Origin of the sequence: Nonomuraea sp. NPDC052129 (assembly GCF_040680095.1) — a bacterium.
Classification (GTDB): domain Bacteria; phylum Actinomycetota; class Actinomycetes; order Streptosporangiales; family Streptosporangiaceae; genus Nonomuraea.
Genome location: NZ_JBFAVX010000007.1, coordinates 239006 through 264465 on the forward strand (window position 1 = coordinate 239006; position 25460 = coordinate 264465).

Annotated in this window: 28 protein-coding genes and 1 riboswitch; of the genes, 15 read left to right on the plus strand and 13 right to left on the minus strand. The window is 70.3% G+C overall.

Annotation, left to right across the window (positions count from 1 at the left end; all coding sequences use genetic code 11):
* Positions 1 to 2 precede the first annotated feature (2 nt).
* Entirely contained in the window at positions 3 to 944 is a 942-nt protein-coding gene (locus tag AB0L53_RS19120; RefSeq protein WP_363995158.1) for an ABC transporter ATP-binding protein, read from the minus strand.
* 187 nt (positions 945 to 1131) lie between these two features.
* On the opposite strand from AB0L53_RS19120, the gene AB0L53_RS19125 reads away from it, so the two are divergent.
* Both AB0L53_RS19125 and AB0L53_RS19130 read left to right on the plus strand, forming a co-directional pair.
* Positions 1132 to 2979 carry a BTAD domain-containing putative transcriptional regulator gene (locus AB0L53_RS19125; protein ID WP_363995161.1) on the plus strand — a complete coding sequence of 616 codons (1848 nt, stop codon included), beginning with the start codon at positions 1132 to 1134 and terminating at the stop codon, positions 2977 to 2979.
* A 112-nt stretch (positions 2980 to 3091) separates the two neighbouring features.
* Positions 3092 to 3343: a LuxR C-terminal-related transcriptional regulator gene (locus AB0L53_RS19130; protein WP_358443485.1), complete on the plus strand. Its 252-nt coding sequence runs from the start codon at positions 3092 to 3094 to the stop codon at positions 3341 to 3343.
* A 39-nt stretch (positions 3344 to 3382) separates the two neighbouring features.
* On the opposite strand, the gene AB0L53_RS19135 is transcribed toward AB0L53_RS19130, so the two are convergent.
* Positions 3383 to 3745 (minus strand): nuclear transport factor 2 family protein, encoded by a 363-nt coding sequence (locus AB0L53_RS19135; RefSeq protein ID WP_358443483.1) that lies wholly within the window; start codon positions 3743 to 3745, stop codon positions 3383 to 3385.
* Positions 3746 to 3837: 92 nt separating this feature from the next.
* On the opposite strand from AB0L53_RS19135, the gene AB0L53_RS19140 reads away from it, so the two are divergent.
* Positions 3838 to 4062, plus strand: coding sequence for an alpha/beta hydrolase (locus tag AB0L53_RS19140; RefSeq protein ID WP_363995479.1), 225 nt, complete (start codon positions 3838 to 3840; stop codon positions 4060 to 4062).
* Positions 4063 to 4180: 118 nt separating this feature from the next.
* Positions 4181 to 4876: a GNAT family N-acetyltransferase gene (locus tag AB0L53_RS19145; RefSeq protein ID WP_363995165.1), complete on the plus strand. Its 696-nt coding sequence runs from the start codon at positions 4181 to 4183 to the stop codon at positions 4874 to 4876.
* A 25-nt stretch (positions 4877 to 4901) separates the two neighbouring features.
* Here the strand turns inward: AB0L53_RS19145 and AB0L53_RS19150 are convergent, their stop codons facing one another.
* Complete coding sequence (locus AB0L53_RS19150; protein ID WP_363995168.1) at positions 4902 to 5501, minus strand: C40 family peptidase; 600 nt, start codon at positions 5499 to 5501, stop codon at positions 4902 to 4904.
* Positions 5502 to 5504: 3 nt separating this feature from the next.
* A riboswitch (cyclic di-AMP (ydaO/yuaA leader) is annotated at positions 5505 to 5641 on the minus strand.
* Between the two features lie 111 nt (positions 5642 to 5752).
* Between AB0L53_RS19150 and AB0L53_RS19155 the strand changes: the two genes are divergently transcribed.
* The gene (locus AB0L53_RS19155) at positions 5753 to 6526 is read left to right on the plus strand and encodes a helix-turn-helix transcriptional regulator (RefSeq protein WP_357940205.1); all 774 of its coding nucleotides are present in this window, start codon (positions 5753 to 5755) and stop codon (positions 6524 to 6526) included.
* Positions 6527 to 6544: 18 nt separating this feature from the next.
* Here the strand turns inward: AB0L53_RS19155 and AB0L53_RS19160 are convergent, their stop codons facing one another.
* Both AB0L53_RS19160 and AB0L53_RS19165 read right to left on the minus strand, forming a co-directional pair.
* Entirely contained in the window at positions 6545 to 7186 is a 642-nt protein-coding gene (locus AB0L53_RS19160; protein WP_363995172.1) for an NAD(P)H-binding protein, read from the minus strand.
* Between the two features lie 67 nt (positions 7187 to 7253).
* On the minus strand, positions 7254 to 8180 hold the full coding sequence (locus tag AB0L53_RS19165) for an EamA family transporter (protein WP_363995175.1): 927 nt from the start codon (positions 8178 to 8180) through the stop codon (positions 7254 to 7256).
* A gap of 45 nt (positions 8181 to 8225) precedes the next feature.
* Between AB0L53_RS19165 and AB0L53_RS19170 the strand changes: the two genes are divergently transcribed.
* On the plus strand, positions 8226 to 8717 hold the full coding sequence (locus tag AB0L53_RS19170; protein ID WP_363995178.1) for a MarR family transcriptional regulator: 492 nt from the start codon (positions 8226 to 8228) through the stop codon (positions 8715 to 8717).
* Between the two features lie 98 nt (positions 8718 to 8815).
* On the opposite strand, the gene AB0L53_RS19175 is transcribed toward AB0L53_RS19170, so the two are convergent.
* Positions 8816 to 9643, minus strand: a complete 828-nt coding sequence (locus AB0L53_RS19175) for a maleylpyruvate isomerase family mycothiol-dependent enzyme (protein ID WP_363995181.1) — start codon at positions 9641 to 9643, stop codon at positions 8816 to 8818.
* 465 nt (positions 9644 to 10108) lie between these two features.
* On the opposite strand from AB0L53_RS19175, the gene AB0L53_RS19180 reads away from it, so the two are divergent.
* Positions 10109 to 11521, plus strand: coding sequence for an MFS transporter (locus AB0L53_RS19180; RefSeq protein WP_363995184.1), 1413 nt, complete (start codon positions 10109 to 10111; stop codon positions 11519 to 11521).
* Here the strand turns inward: AB0L53_RS19180 and AB0L53_RS19185 are convergent.
* Positions 11463 to 11960, minus strand: coding sequence for a TIGR03618 family F420-dependent PPOX class oxidoreductase (locus AB0L53_RS19185; RefSeq protein ID WP_363995187.1), 498 nt, complete (start codon positions 11958 to 11960; stop codon positions 11463 to 11465). The two genes, AB0L53_RS19180 and AB0L53_RS19185, sit on opposite strands and share 59 nt — an antisense overlap.
* Before the next feature lie 137 nt (positions 11961 to 12097).
* On the opposite strand from AB0L53_RS19185, the gene AB0L53_RS19190 reads away from it, so the two are divergent.
* From AB0L53_RS19190 to AB0L53_RS19200, 3 genes are all read left to right on the plus strand, one after another.
* Positions 12098 to 13327 (plus strand): transposase, encoded by a 1230-nt coding sequence (locus tag AB0L53_RS19190; RefSeq protein WP_363995190.1) that lies wholly within the window; start codon positions 12098 to 12100, stop codon positions 13325 to 13327.
* 101 nt (positions 13328 to 13428) lie between these two features.
* Positions 13429 to 14628, plus strand: a complete 1200-nt coding sequence (locus tag AB0L53_RS19195; RefSeq protein ID WP_363995193.1) for an amidohydrolase — start codon at positions 13429 to 13431, stop codon at positions 14626 to 14628.
* A gap of 80 nt (positions 14629 to 14708) precedes the next feature.
* A complete protein-coding gene (locus AB0L53_RS19200; protein WP_363995196.1) occupies positions 14709 to 15806 on the plus strand; it encodes a PrsW family intramembrane metalloprotease in 1098 nt (365 codons plus the stop codon).
* A 28-nt stretch (positions 15807 to 15834) separates the two neighbouring features.
* On the opposite strand, the gene AB0L53_RS19205 is transcribed toward AB0L53_RS19200, so the two are convergent.
* Complete coding sequence (locus AB0L53_RS19205) at positions 15835 to 17187, minus strand: MFS transporter (RefSeq protein ID WP_363995199.1); 1353 nt, start codon at positions 17185 to 17187, stop codon at positions 15835 to 15837.
* Positions 17188 to 17232: 45 nt separating this feature from the next.
* Here AB0L53_RS19205 and AB0L53_RS19210 point away from each other — a divergent pair, with 45 nt between their 5' ends.
* The gene (locus AB0L53_RS19210; RefSeq protein WP_363995202.1) at positions 17233 to 17751 is read left to right on the plus strand and encodes a helix-turn-helix domain-containing protein; all 519 of its coding nucleotides are present in this window, start codon (positions 17233 to 17235) and stop codon (positions 17749 to 17751) included.
* A 32-nt stretch (positions 17752 to 17783) separates the two neighbouring features.
* Entirely contained in the window at positions 17784 to 18404 is a 621-nt protein-coding gene (locus AB0L53_RS19215; RefSeq protein ID WP_363995205.1) for a pyridoxamine 5'-phosphate oxidase family protein, read from the plus strand.
* A gap of 10 nt (positions 18405 to 18414) precedes the next feature.
* On the opposite strand, the gene AB0L53_RS19220 is transcribed toward AB0L53_RS19215, so the two are convergent.
* The 3 genes from AB0L53_RS19220 to AB0L53_RS19230 all read right to left on the minus strand — a co-directional run bounded on the left by AB0L53_RS19220 (position 18415) and on the right by AB0L53_RS19230 (position 20083).
* Positions 18415 to 18591, minus strand: coding sequence for a hypothetical protein (locus tag AB0L53_RS19220; protein WP_357940229.1), 177 nt, complete (start codon positions 18589 to 18591; stop codon positions 18415 to 18417).
* Positions 18592 to 18937: 346 nt separating this feature from the next.
* Positions 18938 to 19381: a carboxymuconolactone decarboxylase family protein gene (locus AB0L53_RS19225; protein WP_363995208.1), complete on the minus strand. Its 444-nt coding sequence runs from the start codon at positions 19379 to 19381 to the stop codon at positions 18938 to 18940.
* 216 nt (positions 19382 to 19597) lie between these two features.
* Entirely contained in the window at positions 19598 to 20083 is a 486-nt protein-coding gene (locus AB0L53_RS19230; protein ID WP_363995211.1) for a hypothetical protein, read from the minus strand.
* 81 nt (positions 20084 to 20164) lie between these two features.
* Here AB0L53_RS19230 and AB0L53_RS19235 point away from each other — a divergent pair, with 81 nt between their 5' ends.
* The 3 genes from AB0L53_RS19235 to sthA are packed head-to-tail and all read left to right on the plus strand — an operon-like array spanning position 20165 to position 23002.
* On the plus strand, positions 20165 to 21295 hold the full coding sequence (locus AB0L53_RS19235) for an MFS transporter (protein ID WP_363995214.1): 1131 nt from the start codon (positions 20165 to 20167) through the stop codon (positions 21293 to 21295).
* Positions 21296 to 21322: 27 nt separating this feature from the next.
* Positions 21323 to 21571, plus strand: coding sequence for a hypothetical protein (locus AB0L53_RS19240; protein WP_363995217.1), 249 nt, complete (start codon positions 21323 to 21325; stop codon positions 21569 to 21571).
* Between the two features lie 18 nt (positions 21572 to 21589).
* Positions 21590 to 23002: a Si-specific NAD(P)(+) transhydrogenase gene (sthA, locus tag AB0L53_RS19245; protein WP_363995220.1), complete on the plus strand. Its 1413-nt coding sequence runs from the start codon at positions 21590 to 21592 to the stop codon at positions 23000 to 23002.
* 25 nt (positions 23003 to 23027) lie between these two features.
* Here the strand turns inward: sthA and AB0L53_RS19250 are convergent, their stop codons facing one another.
* Positions 23028 to 23786, minus strand: a complete 759-nt coding sequence (locus AB0L53_RS19250; RefSeq protein WP_363995223.1) for a DoxX family protein — start codon at positions 23784 to 23786, stop codon at positions 23028 to 23030.
* Between the two features lie 35 nt (positions 23787 to 23821).
* Positions 23822 to 25351: an MFS transporter gene (locus AB0L53_RS19255; RefSeq protein ID WP_363995226.1), complete on the minus strand. Its 1530-nt coding sequence runs from the start codon at positions 25349 to 25351 to the stop codon at positions 23822 to 23824.
* Positions 25352 to 25460: the final 109 nt, after the last annotated feature.

Consider the following 25460-nt stretch of genomic DNA (forward strand, 5'->3'; position numbering starts at 1 on the left):
CTTCAGTCCTCGGTATCCGTCATCCGGAGGAAGACCTGCTCCAGCGAGTCCGTGACGGTCGAGACGCCGGAGATCGCGACTCCGTGGTCCAGGCAGTGCCGCGACAGTTCCGGCAGCACCTCCCGCGCTCGCGCACCGTGGATGCGTACGTCCGACTCCTCGGTCGTGGCCCTGAGCCCGGCCAACTCGGCCCAGGCCGCCACCACCAGGCCGGCCGCGGGATCATCGAGAGTCACCAGCAAGTGGGTGGTGCCGAACTCCTCGACGAGTTCGCGCGGTTTGGCGAAGCGCAGCACCCGTCCGTGGTTGATGACCATCACCCGCTGGCTGTTGCGTTCCAGCTCGTCGATGTGGTGGCTGGTCCACAGCACCGTCACGCCGTGCTCCTCGCGCAGCCAGGTCACGAAACGCTCGATGTGCCGCCGCCCCACCACGTCCAGTCCCGCGGACGGCTCGTCGAGGATCAGCAGCCGCGGAATGGTGAGCAACGCCCGTACCAGTTGCAGCCGCTGCCGCTGACCGCCCGACAGCTGGAAGCAGAAGCGCGGCAGGGCCTCCGTCAAGCTGAGGAACTCCGCCAGTTCCAGCGCCCACGGCCGCACGGCACGCCATTTCAGGCCGCGGAATCGGGCGGCGATCCGCAGGTTGTCCAGCGCCGGCAGCATCATGTCGAACGGGCCTGACTGGTGCATCGCCCCAATGTCGCTCTTGGCGGCGACCGGCTGGCGCACCGGATCGGCGTCGAAGACGCGGACCTGGCCGGAGGTAGGGGTGGTGACGCCGCAGATCATTTTGATCAGGGTCGTCTTCCCGGCGCCGTTGGGCCCCAGGAGCCCGATCGTCTCTCCCCGGGCGATCTCGAACGAGACATCGTCCACCGCCGGTCTCTCGCTGCGCCGATAGCGTTTGGTCAGCCCCGCGGCCGTCACCACATCGCTCGACACGGCACCACCCCTTACTTTCCGCTTACCAAACGTGCAGGTTGTCGGCTGCTGGAGATGTGTTGCAGGTTGAGTATGGACCGGCGATCAGCGGGTGACACAACCCCACAAACGTGGGCTATACGGGACGTTATGCCGAACGACAGAGGGCACGTTGTGTGATCACGCCGCGTGTGATCATCATCGGCACATGGACCCGGTTCCCTCGCGCGTTCCGTACACCCTGCGCATGCCGGCCGGAAGTCCCGGCGTGACCTGGCAGCTCCCGGAGGAGACCGACCCGGCGGCCGCCCTGCCGTGCGTGGTCCTCGTGGACCGTGCGGGGATCAACGAGTTCGCCGTGCTCCAGCGCGGGCTGCGCACGCTCGGCGTGCCGAGTGTGCGGATCGACGCCGGGTCGATCGGCGACCTGCGGATCCTCACCCGGCTCGACGACGGCTCGCTGACGGTGAACGGGCGCCGCATCATCCCCACCGTCACCTGGGTACGGCACTTCTCACCGCGGGCCGTGCGGGGGGAGAACGGCTCGGCGCCGTCCCTGTTCCGGGCCGACTCGTGGGCCGCCCTCATCGACCAGCTGTCGTCGCTGTCAGCCGCCCGGCTGCCCGGTGGCAGTGATCTGGGGCGGCTGGTTCAGCTGGACGACGCGGCGGAGGCAGGGGTCCGTACCCCGCGAACGATCGCCACGACCGACCTGGGGGCGGCGAGCGCGGCGCTGGCCAGCGACCGGGTCATCGTCAAGGCCCTCGACCAGCATTTCGTCGAGACCGAACCGGGCACCTTGCACGGGGTCTTCCCGGAGATCGTGGCCGGCGTCGCGGCCAGGAAGCTGCCCGCGCGGGACGCGCCCATGATCGTCCAGGAGTACGTCGACCACTGGGCGGAGCTGCGCGTCTACTTCGTGGATGGCGAGATCCGGGCCTTCCGCGTCGGCAAACCATCGCCGGAGGCGATCTGGCGCGACGAGGCGTCGGTCACGGTCTCTCCAGCGGCGGCGCCGGAGCCCGTGGTGGAGGCGGTGCACCGGCTCGCCGGGATCTGGGGCCTGCGCTACGGCGCCTTCGACTTCCTGCTGACCAGGCAAGGACCGGTGTTCCTCGAAGTCAATCGCGACGGCGATTGGCGATGGTTCGAAGCCAAGGCCGGGGTCAACGACGTCTCCATCGCCACGCTTTCCACGGTGCGTACACTCCACCGCCAGGTGGCCAGGGCGGGTTCGGCGCCGATCGACCTGGCCGGATTCCTGGCGCTGGGCACCGACCGGATCAAGCTGGCGAAAGCCAGCACCTCGCGCCTGGACGCCCGCGTGCTCGGCGCGCTCGAGGTCCGGGTGGACGGCACGCTCGTGCACGTCAGCGCCAGGAAGGCCCGGCTGCTGGCGGCCATCCTGCTCTCCCGCCCGAACCAGGTGGTTCCGACGGACCAGCTGATCGATTCCTTGTGGGGAGAACGACCACCCCCCACGGCACGCAAGAACCTGCAGGTCTACGTCTCGGCGTTGCGGCGGAGATTCGGGGACCGGATCTCCTACCAAGGCTGGGGATACCGGCTCGACGCCGGGCCGGACGAGCTCGACCTCCTCAGGTTCCGGCGACTGGCCGGCGCCGGCCGGGACATGCGGCGCAGAGGCGACGCCGAGGCCGCGTTGACCGCGCTCGACGACGCCCTGCGCCTGTGGGGCGGCCAGCCGCTCGCGGAGTTCTCGGGTGTCGCCTTGGTCGATGAGGCGGTCGGCAGATTCACCGACCTGTACCTCACGGTCAACGAGGACTGGGCGGAACTCGAGATCGAGCGGGGCGGCCACGTCGAGGTGCTGAACCGGCTCGACGACCTGGTGCCCTTCTTTCCCGCGCGAGAGCGGCTCGTGGCGGCGAGGATGACCGCTCTCGCCGGTTGCGGCCGCGCGCCGGAGGCGCTCTCGCAGTTCGAGACCGTACGCCGGCATCTCGTGGCCGAACTCGGCATCGACCCCAGCCCCGTACTCAGGAACCTCTACGAGGAGATTTTCCAAGGGCAGCTGGCCAGGGCCGATCCTTAACCGCTCGCATGGTCCGGCCATACCGCTGATTAAGCAGACGCTTCTAGCTTGCACACAGAGGTGCTTTCACCAGAGGCGCCTCTGGCCAAGGCGATCCGAATCGGGACTTGCTATGGATCTTGTTTTCGACGATCTGATAACTGATCGCGACACGCGGCTGATCGTCCTGCTGGCCAGGGGATATACGACGACAAGAATCGCCCGCGAGCTGAAACTCAGCCGATATACGGTGGCGGAGCGGATCAGCAAGCTCCTCGACCGATTCGCCTGCAGTAACCGGAGCCAGCTCGTGGCGTACTCCTATGCCCACAAGCTCCTGGACGTCGGCATCTGGCCACCGGGCGCATCCGAGCCGCTTCCTTGAGGAACCCGGCTGCTCCCAAGGATCGTCGTGGGAGCCGCGTCAGAACATGCCGTGTGGCACCTCCGCCGGTTCGGGGACCGGCTGGACCACGTCCCAGTGCTCGGCGATCAGGCCGTCTTCGACCCGCCAGAAGTCCACGACCGCCAGGCCGCGCCCGCCTTCCCGGGGGATCAGGTGATAGTGCATCACCACGAGATCGCCTTCCGCCACGACCCGCTTGAGCTCCAGCCGGGAGGTGGCCAGCGGGGAGTCCCTGATGAAGTCGATGAAGGCTTGCCTGCCCGATGGGTTGCCCGGGCTGTGCTCGATGAAGTCCTCGCTCAGGAGCGTCTGGAGCACCTCGATGTTGCCCGCGGCGAACTCCGCGAAGCCGGACATGATCAGTTCTTTGCTGCTCGTCATGGGAGAACGCTGACAGCGGCCGCGGGGTGGTGTCGATTACCTGGGATGTACTTTCCCCCGATGCTCGGGCGAAGAAGCAACTCGGGTTGACGATGAATGAAACGGGTGGCTGCTGTGCTCGCCGCGCTGGCGGTAGGTGCCGGGGTGATGACCGGGACCGGGGTCGCCGGCGCCGAGACCGCCTGGTCACCCTTCAGGATGTGCGCATGCACGGCATCTTCGGCCGCCTGCCGAACGCCTGCGTGGAGAACGCGGTGAACACCTACTTCGGCGACGGCACCCTGCCCGCCGCCGACATCACCTGCCACGCGGACTGAACATCAGGATCTGTTCCGAGAGGTGCCACAGCCTTGGGCCCGTAGGATGACCGGCTGGACCTGATCGCTGTCCAGCTGGGCCAGCGTCAGCCCCGTACGACACGAGAGGCACAGCACCATGGCGAACCGGGACGCCACCGCACTCGATGACCCGGTGGGCGCATCACTGCGCGGTCACCACGCGCACCATGCCCGCCTACTCGGCGGGGCGGCCACGTACCAGCCGGATGTCGCGACCTTCTCCGCGGTGACCGCCGACCCGGATCCGCAGGAGTGGGCCGACCTCGCCCGGCTGCTCGGCCGAGGCGAGCTCGCCGACATGTTCAGCTGCGCATCGGTGCCACCGCCGGACTGGGAGCCGGTCTTCGTCCTCGAAGGCCGCCAGATGACCTGGTCCGGCGGCAGCCGCCGCCCTGCCGAGACCGGCACCGAGGTGGTCGAACTCGGCAGGGACAGCGTGCCCGAGATGCTCGACCTCGTCGCGCGGGCCAAGCCGGGGCCGTTCTGGCCGCGTACTCGCGAACTCGGCACCTATCTCGGCGTCCGCGACAACGGCACCCTGGTGGCGATGGCGGGTGAGCGACTACGGCCGCCGGGGTGGACCGAGATCAGCGCCGTCTGCACCGCCCCCGAGGCACGCGGGCGAGGCCATGCCGCCCGCCTGGTCAGTGCGCTCGTCGCGCGGATCGTGGCTCGTGACGAACGGCCCTTCATACACGTAGCCGAGGCGAACACCGGCGCGATCGCCCTCTACGAGCGGCTCGGCTTCGAGACCCGCAAGCCCGTGACCTTCCGGGGGTTCCGCACGCCGTGACGGCTTCCGTCACTGAGCCGGGGCGCTACCGTACCTTGATCCGCAGGGCCCCCGCCGTTGGCCACAGGCCGGCGGTGAGCATGGTGGTCTTGCGTTGCTCGATGGAGAGCCGCACGCCCTTGGGGTCCGGCCGTACGGCGCCCGCGAAGGAGTCCCTGCGCCAGTCGGAGAGCTTCTCCTCCTTGACCACGTCTCCGGTGTGCGGTGCGTGCACCATGTATCCGGGTCTCGAGATCATCCCCACGTGCCCGAGTCCGTGGAAGAAGACCAGGTCGCCTGGCTTGAGGTGGGCCCAGGAGATCTTCTTGGAGAACGCGGCGTACTGTTCCGTCGTGGTGCGCGGCAACTCGATCCCGGCGTGTTTGTACGCCTTGAGCATGAGCCCGGAGCAGTCGTAGCCGCTGTCGCTGGTCCCGCCCCAGACGTACGGGATACCGCGCTTCTTCATGGCGAACTTGAGGGCGACCTTCCAGGCCGGAGTGGTCTGGCTCGTCTGCTGGACGGGCTTGCTCTCGGTGCCGGCAGGGGTGGTGGGGCCGGCAGGGGTGGTGGGGTCGGCGTGAGCTGGAGCGGCCAGAGTGAGCCCGGCGACGGCAGCCGCCAGGCAGATGGCGAGGGGAGCCACTGCTGTGTCCTTCCATACGGCCTACCGGGTTAGCTGACGGGCTCGGGCCTGGAAGTGGCCCTACGGCGATGCCGATTCGCCCCAGAGGGAACTTGGGTCCCCGGCTCCACGCAGGTGAGTGGATTAGGCGGGACGAACACTAACAAAACGGTCAAAGACTTGTAAACTGCCTAAAATCGGGCGTCAACCAGGCGGGCATGACATGACAGGTAATCGACACCACCCCGGCGGGCCAGGTAGAACCGGCCGGTATGAACATGGATCAGCCGATAGGGGAGTTGCTGCGGGACTGGCGGCACCGACGCGGGCTCACGCAGCTCGACCTGGCCCTCCAGACCGACGTGTCCGCGCGCCACGTCAGCTTCGTCGAGACCGGGCGGACGATCCCCAGCCGGTCCATGGTGCTGCGCCTGTCCGAACAGCTCGAGGTGCCGCTGCGCGCGCGCAACCGGCTGCTGCTCGCGGCCGGGTACGCGCCCATCTACCCCGAGCGCCCGCTTGACGACCCCGATCTGGGCAAGGCGCACGAGGCGCTCCAGCGGATCCTGCGCGGGCACGAGCCGTATCCGGCGATGGCCCTGGACCACCGGTGGAACCTGCTGCTGGCCAACGACGCCATGAACGTCTTCCTCGACGACGTGGCCCCGGCCCTCCTGGAGCCGCCGGTGAACATGATGCGGCTTGGCCTGCACCCGGACGGGTTCGCGCCGCGGGTGCGGAACCTGGCGCAGGTCCGCGGCTTCCTGCTGCCCCGGCTCGCCAGGCAGGTCGCCCGTGCGGGGGATCCGGAGCTGAGCGCGCTCTACGAGGAACTGCTGGCCTATGGAGACGATGGCGAGGCGCCGCTGCCCGACCCCGCCGACATCGCGCTGCCCGTACGGATCACGCATCGGGGGGACGAGCTCTGCTTCTTCAGTACGATCACGACGTTCGGCGCGGCATTCGACATCACGCTCGAAGGGGTTGCCGTCGAGGCGTACTTCCCCGCCGACGACGAGACCACCCGGCTGGTCGGGAACCGTTGACGCCGCCGCCGGGTGGCGTCAGTACGCGGCGGTGAACCTGACCCGGTGGTGCCCGGGCCGTTCCGCCTCGTCCAGCAGTACGACCGCGAGGTCCTCCATGGAGATCGCCGAGTTCCCCTCGGCGTCCAAGAGCAGTTCGTCGGCGCCCAGTCGGTAGACGCCGGTACGCTCGCCCGGCGCCAGCACCGCGGCCGGACTCAGGTACGCCCAGTCCACGCCGGTCTCCGCGCGGCAGGCTTCGAGCTGGTCGTTGCAGGCCAGCGCGATGTCGCGGTAGGCGTCGGACATGAAGCGCGGGTCGTCGAGCACGGTACGCCCGCCGGACCCTGGAACGGTCAGCCCGGCCGCCCCGCCGACGAGCAGCAGCCGGACGCCGGTCCCCGCGAGCCCCGCCAGCAGCGCCTTGGCGGTCGTGACGAGATCGTGCTCGCGGCCGGTGGGCGGGCGGGTCGCGCTGATCACGAGGTCCTGACCGGTGCCGAGCCTGGTCACGTCCTCGACATGGGCGGCGTCGCCGACCTGGGGATGGGCGCCGGGGTGCAGTGACGGGAAGCGGGCCGGGTCGCGTACCACGGCGGTGACCTCGTGGCCACGGGACAGCGCCTCGGCGACCACACGAGCGCCGACGCTGCCCGCCGCTCCGAACACGGTGATGCGCATGATTTCTCCTTGATCGGCAGTGAGGGATGTGAGGGATGTGAGGGATGAGAGGGTGCGGATCGGACGGTCAGGGCGTGGGGATCAGCCGGTCACGAGCGGGCGCGTCCGCCTGACCCGGCGGCTTCTGCTCTGGGCCGCGACGAGGGCGGCTGGTCTGGGCCGCGATGAGGGCCGCCACGACGACGAGCCCGCCCACGATCTGGGCAATGGTGAGCGACTGGCCGAGGGCGAGCCACCCCAGCGCGGTGGCGACCAACGGGCTGAGCAGGCCGAGGAAGGTGACGTGGGTGGGGGACAGGGCGCGGATCCCCCGGAACCACAGCGAGTAGGCGACGGCCGAGCCGATGACGGCGAGGTAGGCGTACCCGGTCAGGTTCGCCGGGGTCAGTGCGACGGGCGGCGGTCCTTCGACGAGGAGGGCCACTGGGAGCAGCAGCAGGCCGCCGGCCACCAGCTGCCAGCCGGTGGTCGCGAGCAGGGGCGCCGGTGAGGTCCACCGCTTGCTGAGGACGACTCCGGTGGCCATGACGATCGCGCCCCCGGCCGCCGCGGCGATGCCGACGGCGTCCAACCGGGCGTCGGCCCGCAGCACCAGGAGGCTGACACCGGCCACACCCGCCACGGCGGCGATCGCCGTACGCGCGGACAGGCGCTCGCCGAGCAGGCCGGAGGACAGGCCGGCGGCCAGAAGGGGCTGCACCGCGCCGATGGTCGCGGCCACCCCGCCGGGCAGCCGGTACGCGCCGATGAACAGCAGCGCGAAGAACAGCCCGATGTTGAGCGCGCCGAGCGCGAACGCGCGCCACCACCACACCCCTTGCGGCAGGCGCCGGGTGAGCAGGAGGAGCAGCAGCCCGGCGGGCAGGGCCCGGACGACCGCGGCCAGGAGCGGGCGGCCGGGCGGCAGCAGTTCGGTGGTGACGAGGTAGGTGGTCCCCCAGATGGCCGGGGCCAGCGCGGTCACCATGATCAGGGCAAGTCGATTTCTTAGCACTAAGACAATGTATCTCACCGCTAAGACATCCGATAGGGTGGGATTGTGACTGATCATGTTGACCGGGTGCTGGAGCAGTGGGCCGAGCAGCGGCCTGACCTGGACGTGTCGCCGATGGCGATCATCGGGCGGCTGTCACGGCTGTCGCGGCTGATCGGCACGGAGCTGACCCGTACGTTCAGCGCTCACGGGCTCGACTCGGCGTCGTTCGACGTGCTCGCCACGCTGCGGCGCAATGGGCGGTCGTTGACCCCGGCCGAGCTCATGAAATCGGCCATGGTCACCTCGGGGGCGATCACCCAGCGCCTCGACCGCCTCCAGTCCCGGGGCCTGGTGTCCCGTACGCCCAGCGAGAAGGACGGCCGAGTCGTGTATGTCGCCCTCACCGAGGAGGGCCGGGAGCTGATCGACCGGGTGCTGCCCGATCACGTCGAGACCGAGCGCCGCCTGCTCGCCGCGCTCTCCGAGCCCCGGCGCGCCGCCCTGGCCGGCGAGCTCAAGGAGCTCCTGGAGTCACTGGGCGACAGCCTGGACTGAACGGCGTACACCGCCTCCCGGGGGATCGCTCGGACGGGCGGGGTGAGAGTGCCCAGAAGGGGTGGGACGAGGGGCTCGCACGGGCGGGAGGAGAGTGCTCAGACGGGTGGGACGAGGGTGAAGTATCGGTCGAGCACGGCCCGGTCGCCGTGCACGTCGAGCCGCTCGTACGGGATGCGGTGCCACAGGAACAGCATGAGGTCCGACGCGGTCCCGACCACCTCCACGTCACAGCCGCCCGATTCCACAAGACTCACGTCGGCGCCTTCTACGAGGCTCGCGTCGGTCTCGTCCACGAGGCTCACGTCGGCCCCGTCGAAGCGGACCATCCACCGCCCCGGCCCGTCGCTCTGCCGGAAGCCGTACGTCTCTCCCGCTCCGGGCGGCGCCGCCGTCAAGGCCCGCCGGGCCGGGGCCATCACCTCGAACGTCTGCCCCACCGCGTCGGCCGCCAGCTCCGCGTCCATCGGCCCGGCGATCCCCGCCACCATTTCGGCGTCCCAGCGGTGGATGGCCGCCTCGATCGTCTGCATCCGCAACCAGAACCGGACGCTCTGCTCACCCGACCACGTCCACACCGGCACACCCGGATCCGTGGTGGCGAACGCGGCCTCCAGCTTGGCGGCGCCCTCCGCGAACCAGTCGAGCAGCCCGGCCGGCAGCGGCCCGGTCGCCGGTGCGTTCGCCGGATCCGGCCAGCCCACCGGATCGGCCGGCAGATCGAGGAAGGACAGGCCCGCGGGATCCGGCTTCTCGGTGAGACGGTCGCCGATGACCCACACCAGGTAGCGGTGCACGCCGCCCAGATGCATGACAAGATCGGGCACGCCCCAGCCCGGACAGGACGGCACCAGACCGGAGTCAGCGGCCCGGCACGCCGCCTCGAACGCGCGGATCTCCCGGCCGAAGTGAGAAAGATGATCCATCCCTTCACTCTGCCCGCCCCACCCGCTCCCCGCTAGCGGCAAGGATCTGACGCGGCGCCCACGGACCTCTGCCCCCGGAGGGGGCGTCCCTCCGTAAGGGCCTATGCCGGGACGGGCTGTCCGCGATGGGGGTGTCCCTCCCCGGGGACCTCTGCCACGACGAGCCGCCTTCTTCCGCTCCTCCGGATGGGGTGTCCGCCCGGTATGTGGTGGCCGCGCACGGCGTGCGCGACCTGCTGCTGGTGTCCCCCCGAGGGGCCCAGCGACGACGGGCCGTTCGTCTTCCCCTCCGGACGGGGTATCCCTCCTGAGGGACCCCAGCCACGACGGGCCGATTCCCTTCCCCCAGAGGGGGTATCTCTCCAAAAGGACCCCAGCTACAACAGACCGTCACACGGATCAAGACGGTCGTGAGACGAACCCCCCACCGGAACCCATGGGGGCCACCCCACTAGCGTGGTTGGAATGAGATTCGGCGGGACGCTGGCCGTGCTTCTGTCCGCCTGGTTCATGGCCCAGTTCGACTTCTTCGTGGTCAACGTCGCCGCGCCGTCCTTCGAACGCGAGCTGCACGCGAGCCCCGCCGCCCTGGAGCTCATCGTGGGCGGCTACGCCTTCACCTACGCGGCGGGCATGATCACCGGCGGGCGGCTCGGAGACCGGTACGGCTACCGGCGGATGTTCATCGGCGGCGTGGTCGCGTTCACGGTCGCCTCGCTGCTGTGCGGCATCGCGCTGAACCCGGCCCAGCTCGTCGCCGCCCGCCTGCTGCAAGGGCTGGCCGGTGCGGCGATGGTGCCGCAGGTGCTCGCCATGATCTCCGCGGTCTTCCCGCCGCATGAGCGCCGCCGCGCCGTGGGCTGGTACGGCGCGGCCGGTGGTCTCGGCTCGATCGCCGGCCAGGTGCTGGGCGGGCTGCTGCTGTCGGCCGATCTGTTCGGGCTCGGCTGGCGGGTCATCTTCCTGATCAACCTGCCCGTCGGCCTGTTCGTGGTGCCGCTGGCCGCCTGGCTGCTGCCCAGGGTCGAGCCGGCCGGGCGCGCGCGGCTGGACCTGCTCGGCGCGGCGGGACTGGCCGCCGGGCTGGCGCTGGTCCTGGTGCCGCTCGGTCTCGGCAACGGCGCGGGCTGGCCCGCCTGGACATGGATCTGCATCGGCGCGAGCCTGCCCCTCCTGGGCCTGACGCTGCGCTGGCAGTACGTGCTGGGCAGGCGTGGCGGTCAGCCGGTGCTGGACCTGGCGCTGCTCAAGGTGCATTCCTATCTGGCGGGCGTCGGCGCGATCACCGCGTTCATGGCCTACTTCGCCTCGTTCATGTTCACGCTGACGCTGCTGCTCCAGGGCGGGCTGCGGCTCACCGCGTTCCAGGCCGGGCTGGCGTTCGCGCCGATGGGCGTGCTGTTCACGATCAGCTCGTTGCTGGGGACCCGCCTGGTCGGGAGGTACGGCCTGATCGTCGTCATGATCGGCGGAATCGTGACCGCGTCGGGCCTGGCGCTGCTGCTGGGCACGGTGGGGGCCGGGCTGCCGTGGATCATGGCCGCGCTGGTGCTCGTGGGGCTCGGCAACGGCCTGGTGATCCCGCAGCTCATCGGGGCGGCGCTGGTGGAGGTCGCGCCGCACCAGGCGGGCATCGGCTCGGGCTTCCTCAGTACGGCCCAGCAGTTCGGCGGTTCGGGCGGGGTCGCGGTGATCGGGGCGGTCTTCTTCGCGGCCGCAAAGGGCGGCGACCACACCGGTGCCATGCGCTGGTCGGCCACCATAGATCTGGCGCTCATCCTGGCCGTGGTCGCGGTGGTGGCCTACAACAGGCGCCGGGCTATTCGGCGGGCGGCGCCGGCAGCGACGTCCCGTACAGCCGGGACACCCGGAGCCTGATCACCAGCCGCCGGTCCGCGACCGCCTGACCCAGGAACGCGGCCGCGCCGACCGGGTCTTCGAGGCCCGCCGGCCGTCCCGACCGCATGGCCAGCAGCTCCCGTCCCACCTCGTCGCCCGGCTCGACGCTCACCGGCGACAGCTCGGCCAAACCCTCGGCCACGGCGTACGACCAGAAGTCGTCGCTGGCCACGTACAGGGCGGCGCGCGGGTCCTTGTGCAGTTGGCGTACTTTGAGCCGGCCGTCGGCCGTCGCGACGCGCACCACCCGCTGGTCGGAGTCCCAGTCGTACACGACGGTCGACAGGTGCGGGCGGCCGTTGGCGCCCAGCGTGGCCAGCGCGCCGAAGCGCTGCCGGCTGAGCAGGTGGGACAGGTCCTCGTCCGGCAGGCTGCTGGGGCCGGGCTCGTAGGCGGCCTGATCCTCGGCCAAATTCATCTGAATAGTGGCGCGGAGACCTGGTCCTTCAGGGCCGGGCGGAAGCGCCACCCCTCCTCTCGAAAACAGAATGGAAAGACTCGGTCACGTTCGGTAATGTGTGCGGTGGGTGAGGGCGCGGTGACAGGAGGTGCGCGATGGCGATCCGCCGCTCCACCACCAAACGCCACGGCCTGCCCACGATCGTGCAACTGCGGCTCACACCCGCTTCGGCCCAGGCCGACGCCCTGACGGCGGCGGTGCTGCTGTGCAATCAGGCGGCCACTGTCGTCTCGCGGCTGGCGTGGCAGCATCGCGTCTTCGCTGTGGTGGAGTTGCATCGGCTGGCCTACTACGAGGTGCGCGGGCAGATGGCCGGGCTGGGCGCGCAAGCGGCCGTGCGGGCGATCGCCCGGGTCGCCGGCGCCTATGCCAACCGGCGTGCCAGCAAGAAACGCGCCCATGTCTTCCGGCCGCATGGCGCCGTCCCTTACGACGCTCGGTTGATGAGCTTCAACCGGGACGCCCGGACCGTGTCGCTGTGGACCCCCACCGGCCGCGTCACCGTCCCCTACACCGGCCGACCGGAAGACCTTAAAGCCGTGGACGTGCTGCCGGTGGGCGAAGCCGACCTGATCTGCCGGCGCGGGGTGTGGCTGCTGCAGGTCGCCCTCACTCTGCCCAAACCGGCGACGCGCGACCCGGTTCATGGCTTCGTGGGGGTGGATCAGGGGGTGGCGAACCTGGCGGTCACCTCCGATGGCGTGGTGTTGCCCGGCCCGGCCCTGCCCGGGCCGGTCGGTGGTAACGGTCACGTCCGCACCCTGCGGGCGCGGCGCCACCGCCAACGCCGACGGCTGCAGAAGAAGGGCACGTCCGGGGCGCGGCGGGTGCTGCGCCGTCTGTCCGGGCGGGAGCACCGGATGATGACCGACCTCAACCACCAAATCTCGAAGTTCGTGGTGCGTGAAGCCGAACGCACCGGCCGCGGGATCGCCCTGGAGGATCTTCAGGGCATCCGCGGGCGGGTAAGGGCTCATCGGTTCCAGCGGCGCACCCTGCACAGTTGGGCGTTCGCCCAGCAGATCACCTTCACCCGCTACAAGGCCGCCCGGGCCGGGATCGCCTTCCTGCTGGTCGACCCCGCCTACACCTCGCAGGCGTGTCCGGACTGTGGGTGTATATCCAGGGCGAATCGGCTGGCGCGGGGCCGGTTCGTCTGCACCAGGTGTGGCCTCGCTGGGCACGCCGACCACATCGCGGCCCGCAACATCGCCACACGCGCCGTCGCGGGCTGGGCTGCCATCAACCAGCCACACGCTACCGGCCTCCCTTCAGCCAGACGGGACCGCGAGAGCAAACCACCAGCTTCAGTCGGTGGTAGTTGATTCTCCTTTGCCTGTTGTCGAAACCCTACCCAAGCCCTGGTCAAGGAGCGAAGCGGCCGTACTGCTATATGCCGAAATATCGTTCACGGTAGGTTGCTGTTATGAATCTTGCGATCACCAGCGGATATGTCGTGCCGGTCGATGGCGACCCGATCGAGGGCGGCACCGTGCTGATCCAGGACGGGAAGATCACCGCGGTCGGCCGCGAGGTCGAGATGCCGCCCGGGACCCCTGTCGTCGACGCGGCCGGTGGCTGGGTGCTGCCGGGCTTCGTCGAGGCTCACGGCCACCTGGGCGTGCACGAGGAGGCCGAGGGCTGGGCCGGCCAGGACACCAACGAGAAGACCGACCCCAACGGCGCCCGCCTGCGCGCCCTCGACGCCATCAACCCGGCCGACCTGGGCTTCGCCGACGCGCTCTCCGGCGGCGTCACCACCGCCGTGATCAAGCCGGGGTCGGCCAACCCGATCGGCGGCCAGACGGTGGCGGTCAAGTGCTGGGGCCGGACCGTCGACGAGATGCTGATCCGGGAGCCGGTGAGCGTGAAGAGCGCCCTCGGCGAGAACCCCAAGCGCGTCTACGGCGACCAGAACCGGCTGCCCGCCACCCGCCAGGGCGTGGCGGCGGTGATCCGCGACGCGTTCATGAAGGCGCAGGACTACCGGGCCAGGCGGGCCGCGGCCGACGACGAGGGCAAGCCGTTCGAGCGCGACGCCACGCAGGAGATCCTCGTACGGGTCCTCGACGGCGAGCTGCCCTGGTGCCAGCACACGCACCGGGCCGACGACATCGCGACCGCGCTGCGGCTGGCGGACGAGTTCGGCTACCGGGTGGTGATCAACCACGGCACGGAGGGGCACCTGATCGCCGACGTACTGGCCGAGCGCGGCATTCCGGTCATCATCGGGCCGCTCTTCACCAGCCGTTCCAAGGTCGAGCTCCGGCACCGCTCGCTGCGCAATCCGGGCATCCTCGCGCGCGCCGGGGTCGAGCTGGCGATCACCACCGACCATCCGGTGGTGCCGATCCACTTCCTGGTCCACCAGGCGACGCTGGCGGTCAAGGAGGGGCTGGACCGGGACGTGGCGCTGCGGTCCATCACCGTCAACCCGGCCCGCATCATGGGCCTCGACGACCGGGTGGGTGCCCTGCGTCCGGGGCTCGACGGCGACGTGGTGATCTGGTCCGGCGATCCGCTGGACATCATGAGCCGGGCGCTGCGGGTCTTCGTCGACGGCCGCGAGGTGTACTCGTACGCGGACGGGGTCGCCGATCCCTACTACCGGGAAGCCGCACGGTGATCAAGCTCGGCAAGTAATCGTCAAGCGTCTGTCGACGGGCCCGATCCATAGTGGGAGCCCGTCCGAAAAGAGGTATGGCGATGACAGTACGGACCCGACCTTCCTCGCTCCCGCAGCGGCCCAGCAAAGCGCTCCTGATCTGCCTGGTGATCTCGAGCGCCCTGGCGGTGATCGTGCTGGTCGGCATCCTGCTGGACGGCGGCCCGATCGGGTTCGGTCTGGCGATGCTGCTGGCGCTGGCGCCCCTGCCGCTGCTGCTCGCGGCGGTGCTCTCGCTCGACCGGCTGGAGCCCGAGCCGGGGCTGCACCTGGGTTTCGCGTTCGCGTGGGGCGCGGGCGTGGCGATCGTGCTGGGCATTGTGCTGACCCTCGCCGGCCAGGCGATGTTCGCCAGGGCCGGCTATGGCGAGCAGGCGGTTGACGAGTTGGGGACGGCCTACCTGGCCCCGGTGATAGAGGAGGCGCTCAAGGGCTCGGCGTTGCTGCTGCTCCTGGTCAGAAGGCGGGAGATCGACGGGCTCACCGACGGCATCGTCTACGGCTCGATGGCCGGCCTGGGCTTCGCGACCGTCGAGAACGTGGGCTACTACGTGAACGCGTTCACCGAGGACGGTGCGGGCGGGACCGTACAGTTGTTCGTGATCAGAGGGCTGATCGACCCGCTCGGCCACCCCGTCTACACCGCGATGACCGGGCTCGGCGTCGCGTACGCGCTCACCCGCCGCGGCCCCGCGCGGTTCGCGGCCATCCCACTCGGCTACCTCGGCGCGGTCCTTCTGCACGGGCTCTGGAACGGCGCCGCCTTGCTCAAGTCGCTCGGCTGGCTGGGCGCGGCCTATCTGGTGATCATGGGAGCGCTCATCGGGCTCGTCCTGGTGACCGTACGCGAGCGCAGGCAGCTGGTGGCCAAGATAGGCACCTACCTGCCCGCGTACCAGCCCACCGGGCTCTTCACCCCACCGGACATCGAGATGCTGAGCACGCTGTCCGCCCGCCGGTCCGCGCGCAAGTGGGCCAGGGGCGCAGGGCTCGGTCGGGCGATGGGCGACTACCAGCAGGCGGCGACCGAGCTGACCATGCTGCACCTGCGCGCCGAACGCGAAGGCGTGGACCCGGCCGGGTTCGCCGCCGAGCGCGACGTGCTGCTCGACGCCTTGAGCCAGGCCCGGCGCTGGTAGCCGCTGTTCTCCAAACGGGAGACGTGGCTCAGTGGCGGGTGACGAGTGCGGCCACGGCCGTGGCCGCCGTCAGCGCGATGCACGCCGCCACCGCGACCACCACCCCCTGCTGCGCCCCGAGCCCGCCGATGACCCCAGCCACCCCGGCCGCCCCCAGTGAGCTGCCCACGTACCGGGCGGTATTGTTGGCGCCCGACCCCATGCCGACCCGATGCGACGGCACGCTCTCGATCGCCAGATGGGTGATCGAGGAGTTGATCACCCCGGCCCCGGCCCCGCTCACCGCCAGCCCGCCGACCACGAGCGCGGGCACGAACTCCCCGCCCAGGCCCAGCAGCCCGGCGAAGCCCAGCGCCGTCAGCGCCAGCCCGAGCGCCAGCCGCGCGGCCGTGGGCAGCCGCAGGTACCGCGACAGCAGCGAGGCCACGAACGACAGCCCGGACCACAGGACGAACAGCAGCGCGGTCCCGAGCGGTGTCATGCCGTGCGCCGTCTGCAGCACGGTCGGCAGGTAGGTGAGCAGCCCGACCACCGCCGCGCCGACCACCAGCGCCCCACCCGTCGCCACCAGGAACACCGGCCGCCGGAACAGCTCCAGGTCGATCAGCGGCTCCGCCCGCCGCCGCTCGGCCAGCACGAAGGCCGTCATCAGCAGGGCCGCCACCGCGAACGCCACCAGCACCACCGGCCGCGACCAGCCGAGACGGCCCTCGGTCACGCCCGCGAGCAGCGCGGCGACGCCCAGACTGAGCAGCACCACACCGGGCACGTCGAACCGCCGGGGCGTGGGGGAGCGCGACTCCTCCAGCGTGCGCGCCGACACCACGGCCAGGGCCAGCGCGCACGCCGCCATCAGCCAGTACGCCGCCCGCCAGCCGGCCACCTCGGCCAGCGCTCCGGACAAAAGCGGTCCCACCATGGTGCCCAGCCCGATCATCGCGCCGTAGCGGCCGGTGGCGCGCACCCGCTCCGTCCCCGAGGGGAAGGCGTGGCCCACGATGCCGAGGCTCGCCGCCAGCATCGCCGCGCTCGCGCCGCCCTGCACCAGCCGGGCCGCCACGAACACCACCACCGCCGTGCTCACCGCGGCCACCACACTGGCGACCGCGAGCACGGCCGTGCCCGCCACCAGCACCCGCTTGCGGCCGTAGTCGTCGGCCAGCCCACCGGAGACCAGCAGCAGCGCCGACAGGCCGAGCGAGATCGAGCCCAGGATCCACACCGGTCCGGTCGGGCCCGCGCCGAGCTCGTGCGCGGTCAGGGGCAGCGTGACCGTCGGCACCGTGAAGTTCGTCAGTACGAGCAGGGGCGCCGACGAGGCCACGGCGAGCGTTCGCCGGAGGGGCGCGATCACCGGCCTTGGTTCAGTGATTGAACTCATGCCGGGCAAGCTACCATAGTTCAATGAACGAACCGAGGGAGTCTCATGGCGCTGGGTAAGAACTACGACGCTCAGGACTGCTCGCTGGCCAGGGCGCTGGAGGTGATCGGCGAGCGCTGGACGCTGCTGGTGGTGCGCGACGCGATGTACGGCGTACGGCGCTTCGGCGACTTCCTCACCCACCTGGACATCCCCCGCGCGGTGCTCTCGCAACGGCTGGCCACGCTCGTCGAGGCGGGCGTCCTCGACAAGCGCCGCTACCAGGACTCGCCGCCGCGCGAGGAGTACGTCCTGACTCCCGTGGGCCACGAGCTCTGGCCGCCGGTCCTGGCCCTGGCCGCGTGGGGCGAGCGCCACCTGTCCGGGACCGGCCCGTGCCGCGTCTTCCACCACTTGGCCTGCGGCTCCCGTATCGACGGTGCCGCCCGCTGCGCCGCCTGTGACGTGCAGGTGCCGATCGGGGAGACGGAGGTACGCCCCGGACCGGGTCTGAAGGGCATCAGGAACGATCCGGTCAGCGTTGCCTTGCGTACCCCTCATCGGATGCTCCACCCGATTCCCTGAGAGAATTGGCCAAACCCCCGAAGGGAGACGGCATGAGCTGGGTGGAGATCGAGTCGGAAGCGGAGCTGCGCGAACTACTGGGCGAGGTAATGCCGCGCGCGGCCACCAAGGACCGGCCGAAGCTGCACGAGCGCGACAGGCAGTGGCTGGCGAGCTCGCCGTTCTGCCTGATCGCCACCTCCGACGCCGACGGCACCTGTGACGTCTCGCCCAAGGGTGACCCGGCCGGGTTCACGTACGTCATCGACGACACCACGATCGCCATCCCCGACCGGCCGGGCAACCGCCGGGCGGACGGCTTCCGCAATGTCCTGAAAAATCCGCACGTGGGGTTGATTTACCTGATCCCTGGGCGCAACGAGACGCTGCGGATCAACGGCCGCGCCCGGCTGATCAGCGAGGCGCCGTTCTTCGACGACATGATCGTCAAGGGCCACCGCCCGCGCCTGGCGCTCGTGGTGGAGATCGAGCAGATCTTCTTCCACTGCGCCAAGGCGTTCCTGCGCTCGGCGCTGTGGAAGCCCGACAGCTGGGAGTCCGACGCGCTGCCCTCGCACGCGACCCTGGTCAAGGACGTGCAGAAGGTCGAGGAGACGCTCGAGCAGCTGGAGAGCTACTACGGCGAGACCTACACCAAGAAGCTCTACGGCTGACCGTCGGGAATCAGGCGGCGGGGGTGGGGCCGTCGGGGAGCCGGATGACGTTGCGGCCACTGTAGGCTTGGAGATCGACGACCTTGGGGTCGTGCTCGCGCACGACGGGCCTGTGGCGCTCTCCCGACCGGATGTCGCGGATCTTGTGCCGGGCGACGTGTGGCGGCACCACCACTAGTCTCTTCATCGTGAGCCCCCCGTGACGTTCTTGTTACCTATGTTATCTACAGCTGCCTCGGTAAGATAGGTGTAAGTGGCGATTCAGTAAGGGAGTCGGCGGCCCGATGGGGACCGCAGGTCCAGGCCCGTGTTCCGGTCCTGTCGCCGCTTCGCCGACTTGACGATCCGCACGCGTCTCATGATCTGCCCCCTCTCGCGCTCGCCTTCGACAGCCTCTACGTGCACTGTGCGCGCCACCGCTTGACGGTGGCTTGGCGGCGAGTTGCAGCCGCCATGTGCCACAACCTAACCGGGGCCGTCCGGCCGTTCCATGCATTTCTACCGGGGGAGGCGTCTCCCCCCGGCAGAATTACTCAGGCGCCGGGCGTGAGCCTGGCCGTGACGCCGATCCGGTTCCAGGCGTTGATCATCGCGATGGCCACGATCAGCGAGGCGAGCTGCTGCTCGTCGTAGTGTTCGGCCGCCTCCTGCCACACCTCGTCAGGGACGGCCGCCCGGTCGGCCAGCCTGGTCGCCTCCTCGGTCAGCGCGAGCGCGGCCTTCTCCGCCGGGCTGTAGACCGTCGCCTCGCGCCAGGTGGCCACGGACCAGAGCCGCTCGTCGCTCTCGCCCGCCTGCTTCATGGCACGGCTGTGCATGTCGGCACAGTAGCCGCAGCCGTTGATCTGGCTGGCCCGCAGCTTGACCAGCTCAATCGTGCCGACCGGCAGCCCGCACGCGTGCAGATACTTCTCCACGGCGAAGAACGCCTGGTAGGCCTCGGGGGCGAGCTTCATGACGTTGAGCCGCTGAGACATGGGGACCTCCATCGGGTAGTCGTGACACGAGGAAGACGCGACAGGGCGCCGATGTGTGACAACTTCGGCATCGCCCGTACGCACGACATGTCGCTGACCAAGACCGGGGAGGTGGCGGGGACGCCCGGCTACATGCCGCCCGAGGCGTTCACCGGAGGGCCGGGACGCCCGCAGACGGGCCCGTCCGCGCGGTCGGCGCGGACGGGCCGGTGGGGGTCAGCCGGCGCAGTTGCCCCAGGAGCTGCGGCCGCCGCGGGCCTCGACGCGGCCGCTGGGGTCGCGGGTCCAGCCCCAGTACTTCACGCACTTCCAGCTGCCGTCGACGTGACCGGTCTCGGCGTAGAAGCGGTACTTCTGCACGTCCTCGGACCGGCCGCCGCCCCGCACCTCGATGCTGGCGCCCGTGGTGGTCTTGGTGCTGAGGTAGGCCGTCTTGATGGCGGCCACGCAGTTCTTCCCGGAGCGCTTGTTATACATGAGGTACACGTGTCCGAACACCGCGCCCTCGCGCGTCCTCATCGCGCGGTGACCGTCCTTGACCCGGCGGAAACCAGAGCCGCACACCCGCTCCGGCGAGTACGGGGCGGCGCTCGCGGAGGCGGCGGCGCTGACCGGAGCGGTGGGGGCGGCAGTGGCGGCTGCGGGGGTAGTGGCGATCCCGGCGGCGGCCAGACTGGCCGCGATGACCGTTCGCGTGAGCACGATAAACCCTTCGATAGAGGTTATTTAGGACATTGACGATCTTTACTGGCACACAACCGTAATGCACGCCGAGGGGGGTTGGTGAAGGAACGCGGCATACCGCTCATCGCGGTCAGCGCCGCCTGGGGCGGGTTCTGGGGCTCCTGGTCAGCGCTGCTACCGGCGATCAAGGAGCAACTCGGCGCGTCCACGGCCGACCTCGGGCTGGCACTGAGCGCGGTGCCGGTGGGGGCGATTCCGGCCATGGCGGTGGCCGGGCGGCTGGCCGGCGGCAGGGAGCGTACGGCGCTGATCGCGGTCACGGTGGCCTTCGCGCTGAGCGTGGCGGCCATCGCGCCCGTCGGCTCGCCGGTGGCGCTCGGGCTGACGCTGCTCCTGGTCGGCATGGCCAGCGGGGCGCTCGACATCGCCCTGAACATGGCCACCGGCCGGGTCGAGCGGGAGGGCGGGCGCCGGCTGTTCCAGGCGGTGCACGCCGCCTTCCCGGTCGCCGTGATCGTCGCGGCTCCCGCCACCGGGCTGGCCCGGTCGCTGGGTATGGGCACCGGCGCGGTGCTGGTGACGGCGGCGGTCCTCGTACTCGCCTCGTCGCTGTCCCTGACCGCCCTGCGCATGGGCCGGGGACTGCCCGCCGCCGGGGGAGCGAGTGGAAGGCGGCGGTGGAAGGTCGCCATCGTGCTCGGCGCGCTGGCCGCGTGCGTGCTGATCATCGAGAACTCGGTCGAACAGTGGTCGGTGCTGCTGCTCGAAGACCATCGGGGGGCCTCGGCACTGGTGGCGAGCGCGGCCCCGGCCGTCTACATGGCGGCGCTCACACTGGGCCGGATCATCGCGCACGCGCTGCCCCGGCTCACGCTACGAACGTTCTACCTGGCGAGCGGGGTGGGCGGCGTCGCGGGCATGGCGCTGGCGGGGCTCGGCGGCTCGGTCCTGGCCTCGATGGCGGGGTTCGCGCTGACCGGGCTCGCGCTCGGGCCGCTGGTGCCCGCCGTGCTCAGCCGCGCGGCGGCCGACGACGCGAGCGGGGCGCTGGTGTCCACGGTCTCCGCGATCTCCTACACCGGGTTCGTCATCAGCCCGCTGCTCGTGGCCGCCCTGACGGCCCGGGTCGGCCTGCCCGGCGCGCTCGCCGCACTGGGACTGCTGGCCGTGCCCCTGGTGATCGGCTACCTCGGCGTACGGACGGAAAATTGCCGTCCGTTGAGGCAATGAGGAGGGGGAAGCGGGTATTCCCCGGCCATGGCCGTCTGCGAAGCGTGTGGCAACGATTACGACATGTCCTTCGAGGTGCACGCCCAGGGGGCGGTGCACACGTTCGACTCCTTCCAGTGCGCCATCCAGTCCATGGCGCCCATCTGCGAGCACTGCGGCACCCGGGTGATCGGGCACGGAGTCCAGTCGGGCGATCACTGGTACTGCTGTGCCCACTGCGCCCGCCAGGAGGGCAGCCAGGGAATCGTCGATCGTGTCATGGCGGCGATGTCCTGATAGGTGGACACTTGATGTGTGGCCCCTTTTGATTTTGATGTCCTCGTACTCGGGACCGGCCCCGGCGGGCAGAAGGCAGCGATCGCCGCGGCGAAGCTCGGCAAGCGGGTCGCGGTCGTAGAGAAGATGCACATGCTCGGCGGCGTGTGCATCAACACCGGGACGATCCCCTCCAAGACCCTGCGCGAGGCGGTCCTCTATCTCACGGGCCTCAACCAGCGGGAGCTGTACGGGGCGAGCTACCGGGTGAAGGAAGAGATCACGGTCGCCGACCTCGGCATGCGCACCCAGCATGTGATCGGCCGCGAGATCCAGGTGATCCGCAGCCAGCTCGGCCGCAACCACGTGACGATGCTGCAGGGAACCGGCCGGTTCCTCGACCCGCACACCATCGGGATCACCGGCGACGTTGAGGAGAAGAAGGTCACGGCCGACAAGATCGTGATCGCCACGGGCACCTCGCCGGCCCGTCCGTCCAGTGTGGAGTTCGACGACAGGACGGTCATCGACTCCGACGCGATCCTGCACCTCGACCGGGTGCCCGAGACTCTGGTCGTCGTCGGGGCGGGGGTGATCGGCATCGAGTACGCCTCGATGTTCGCGGCGCTGGGCACCAAGGTGACCGTGGTCGAGCGGCGCGACCGGATGCTGGAGTTCTGCGATCTGGAGATCGTGGAGGCGCTGAAGTACCACCTGCGGGACCTGGCCGTCACCTTCAGGTTCGGGGAGAACGTCGCCGCGGTCGAGCGGCGGCCCCGTGGGGCGCTGACCGTACTGGAGAGCGGGAAGAAGATCCCCGCCGACTGCGTCATGTACTCGGCCGGCCGTCAGGGAAAGACCGAGGAGCTGTGCCTGGAGGCGGCCGGGCTCGCCGCCGACGACCGGGGCCGGATCAAGGTGGACGAGAACTACGCCACGCCCGTCCCGCACATCTACGCCGTCGGCGACGTCATCGGCTTCCCCGCACTGGCCGCCACCTCGATGGAGCAGGGTCGGCTGGCCGCGCAGCACGCCTGCGGCGAGCCGGTCGCGGAGACGAACGAGCTGCCGCCGATCGGCATCTACACCATCCCGGAGATCAGCTTCGTCGGGAAGTCCGAGGACGACCTGACCCGGGACAAGATCCCCTTCGAGGTGGGCATCTCGCGCTACCGGGAGCTGGCTCGCGGGCAGATCATCGGCGACTCCTACGGGATGCTCAAGCTGCTGGTCTCCTCCGAGGACCGGCGGCTGCTGGGCGTCCACGTGTTCGGCACGGGCGCCACCGAGCTCGTCCACATCGGGCAGACCGTCATGGGCTGCGGCGGCACGGTCGACTACCTGGTCAACGCCGTGTTCAACTATCCGACGCTGGCCGAGTCCTACAAGGTCGCCGCCCTGGACGCGATGAACAAGATGCGGGTGATCGCCCGGCTGACGGCCGAGCTGTGACGCGGTGACCGGCTCCCGGCGGGGCTCACTCGTCGGTGGTCGTGCGGCGGTTGCGGGCCGGGGGCTTCTTGCGCCCGGCCACGAGCGTGTCGCCCGACGCGGGCGAGGAGGTGGGCTCGTCCCCGGGCTCGCTCGACGGCCGGCGCGGCCGGGCGTGTGGTGCCGTGTCCTCCAGCGCGGAGCTCTCCGGCTCGCTCTCGGAGCGCGAACTCGACGACGACCGCGTTCCTGACGACTTGCCGCTCGACGAGCCACCAGAGCTCGAGGTCCCTGAGGTCCCTGAGGACTTGGGCCGGGCGGGCGGGCGGAACCCGGGAGCGTCCGGGTCGCGCAGCGCCGCGATGACCTCGTCGGCCTCCGTCTCGGCGGCGAACTCGTTCGCCGCCGCCGATTCCCTGCGCCGGATCACCACCAGGTGGTCCACGGAGACCCGCCCGGCCCCCACCACGGCCAGCAGCAGCGCGGCCACGCCCAGCAGGATCAGCTCGTTCGTGGTGATCGGGTTGAGCGGCGGCGCGATCAGGAAGACGGCCAGGGACTCGGCGAAGAGGATCAGCCCCATCACCGACACGATCAGTCCGGCGATGAGCAGTGCCCCGCCGATCAGCTCGGTGAGCATGGTGACCGTGGCCCAGGCGCGCGGCGCGGGGGCGCCCTGCGCGAGGAATTTCGCCCCCGTGGCGTTCAGGCCGTCTTCGAGCTTGGTCCAGCCGTTGGCGAAGCAGATGCCGCCCACGCCGATGCGGGCGACCAGGGAAGCGAGATCATGGAGGGACTGTCTCACGGTTGTTGTCTGCCCTAAGCGGGACATCACACACCTCAATCACGGCGCAGCAGCGTGGCCACGGCGACGGCGGTCAGGCTGAGCAGGACGACGCTCACGACGACGGTCGTGTGCAGGGCATTGACAAAGGCCCACCGGGCGGCGTCGAGCAGCGCACCGCCGGCGCCACCGCCGACCTTGTCGGCGACGTGCGCGGCGCTGGCGAGAGACTGCCTGGCCTCGTCCATGCCACCGCCGGACACTCCGGGAACGGCGGGCAACGCGGGCGCGTAGGCGATCGTGGTGATCGTGCCGAGCACGGCGACCCCGAGCCCGGCGCCGAGCTCGTAGGCGGTCTCCTCGATGGCCGCCGCCCCGCCCGCCTGGGCCTCGGGGGCCGAGGACATGATCGTGTCGGACGCGGCGAGCAGCGCCACCTGTACGCCGAACCCGACGCCCACGAAGCAGACCGAGAGCATCACGGGATGCGCCTCGACGCCCCAGGTGAGCGTGGGGGTGAGGGCGAGCGCGACGAGGCCGAGCCCGCCGCTCATGGTGGCGCGCAGGCCGATCCGGGGCAGCAGGTGCGCCGCGGCCAGCCCGCCGCAGATCGCCGAGATCACCAGCGGCAGCATCCGTACGGCCGCCAGCAGCGGGGTGTCCCCGAGCACGAGTTGCAGGTATTGCGCCAGCATCAGCTGCAGCCCCACCAGCGCGAACACGCCCAGCAGCACCCCGGCGACCCCGGTGCCGAACTCACGCCGCCGGAACAGCCCGACCTCCAGCAGCGGCGAGGCCAGCCGCAGCTGCCGCCGGACGAACCAGACGAGCAGCCCCACTCCGGTGAGGAAGACCAGGACGGAGGCCCCGAACGGGATCAGGCTGCCCGCTCCCGCCTCCTTCAGCCCGAAGGCCACCGCCAGGATGCCGAACACGGACAGCGCGGCGCTGAGACGGTCCCACGGTTGCCCGCCACGGTGTCGTGACTCCGGCAGCAGCCGGGCGGCGGCGGGCAGCAGCACGAGCAGGATGGGCACGTTGATCAGGAAGACCGCGCCCCACCAGATGCCGACGAGCACCCCGCCGATCAGCGGCCCCACGGCGGCTCCCGCCGCGGCGACCGCGCTCCAGACGCCCAGCGCGATGGCCCGCTCACGCCGGTCGGGGAAGACCTGGCGGATCAGCGACAGCGTGGCCGGCATGATCATCGCGCCGCCCACCCCGAGCAGCGCCCTGGCCAGGATGAGGACCAGCGGAGTGGGAGAGAAGGCGGCGACGGCCGAGGCCACGCCGAACAGCACGTAACCCGCCAGCACCAGCCGCTTGCGCCCGTAGCGGTCGCCGAGCGTGCCGAACAGGAGCAGCAGCGGCGCCACGACCAGCGAGTAGATGTCGATGATCCAGAGCAGCTGCACCGCCGTCGGCTCCAGCGCCGCGGTGAGGGTGGGCACGGCGATGTGCAGGACGGTCGCGTCCACGGTGATCAGGAGCAGACTCAGGCAGAGCAGCACCAGGATGGACCAGCGGTTGTCCCGATGTCGCTGAACCGCGCGCCGGAGGACCGGGGCGGCCTGAGTGACGGTCATGGGGCCTCCTTGCAGGCCGATCCGATCTCACGCAAGGCCCACATGAACTTGCGTGGCAGCTTAGGCCATGCCATCCACCGGGGACAGCGGTATCGGCCGATCCACGGCC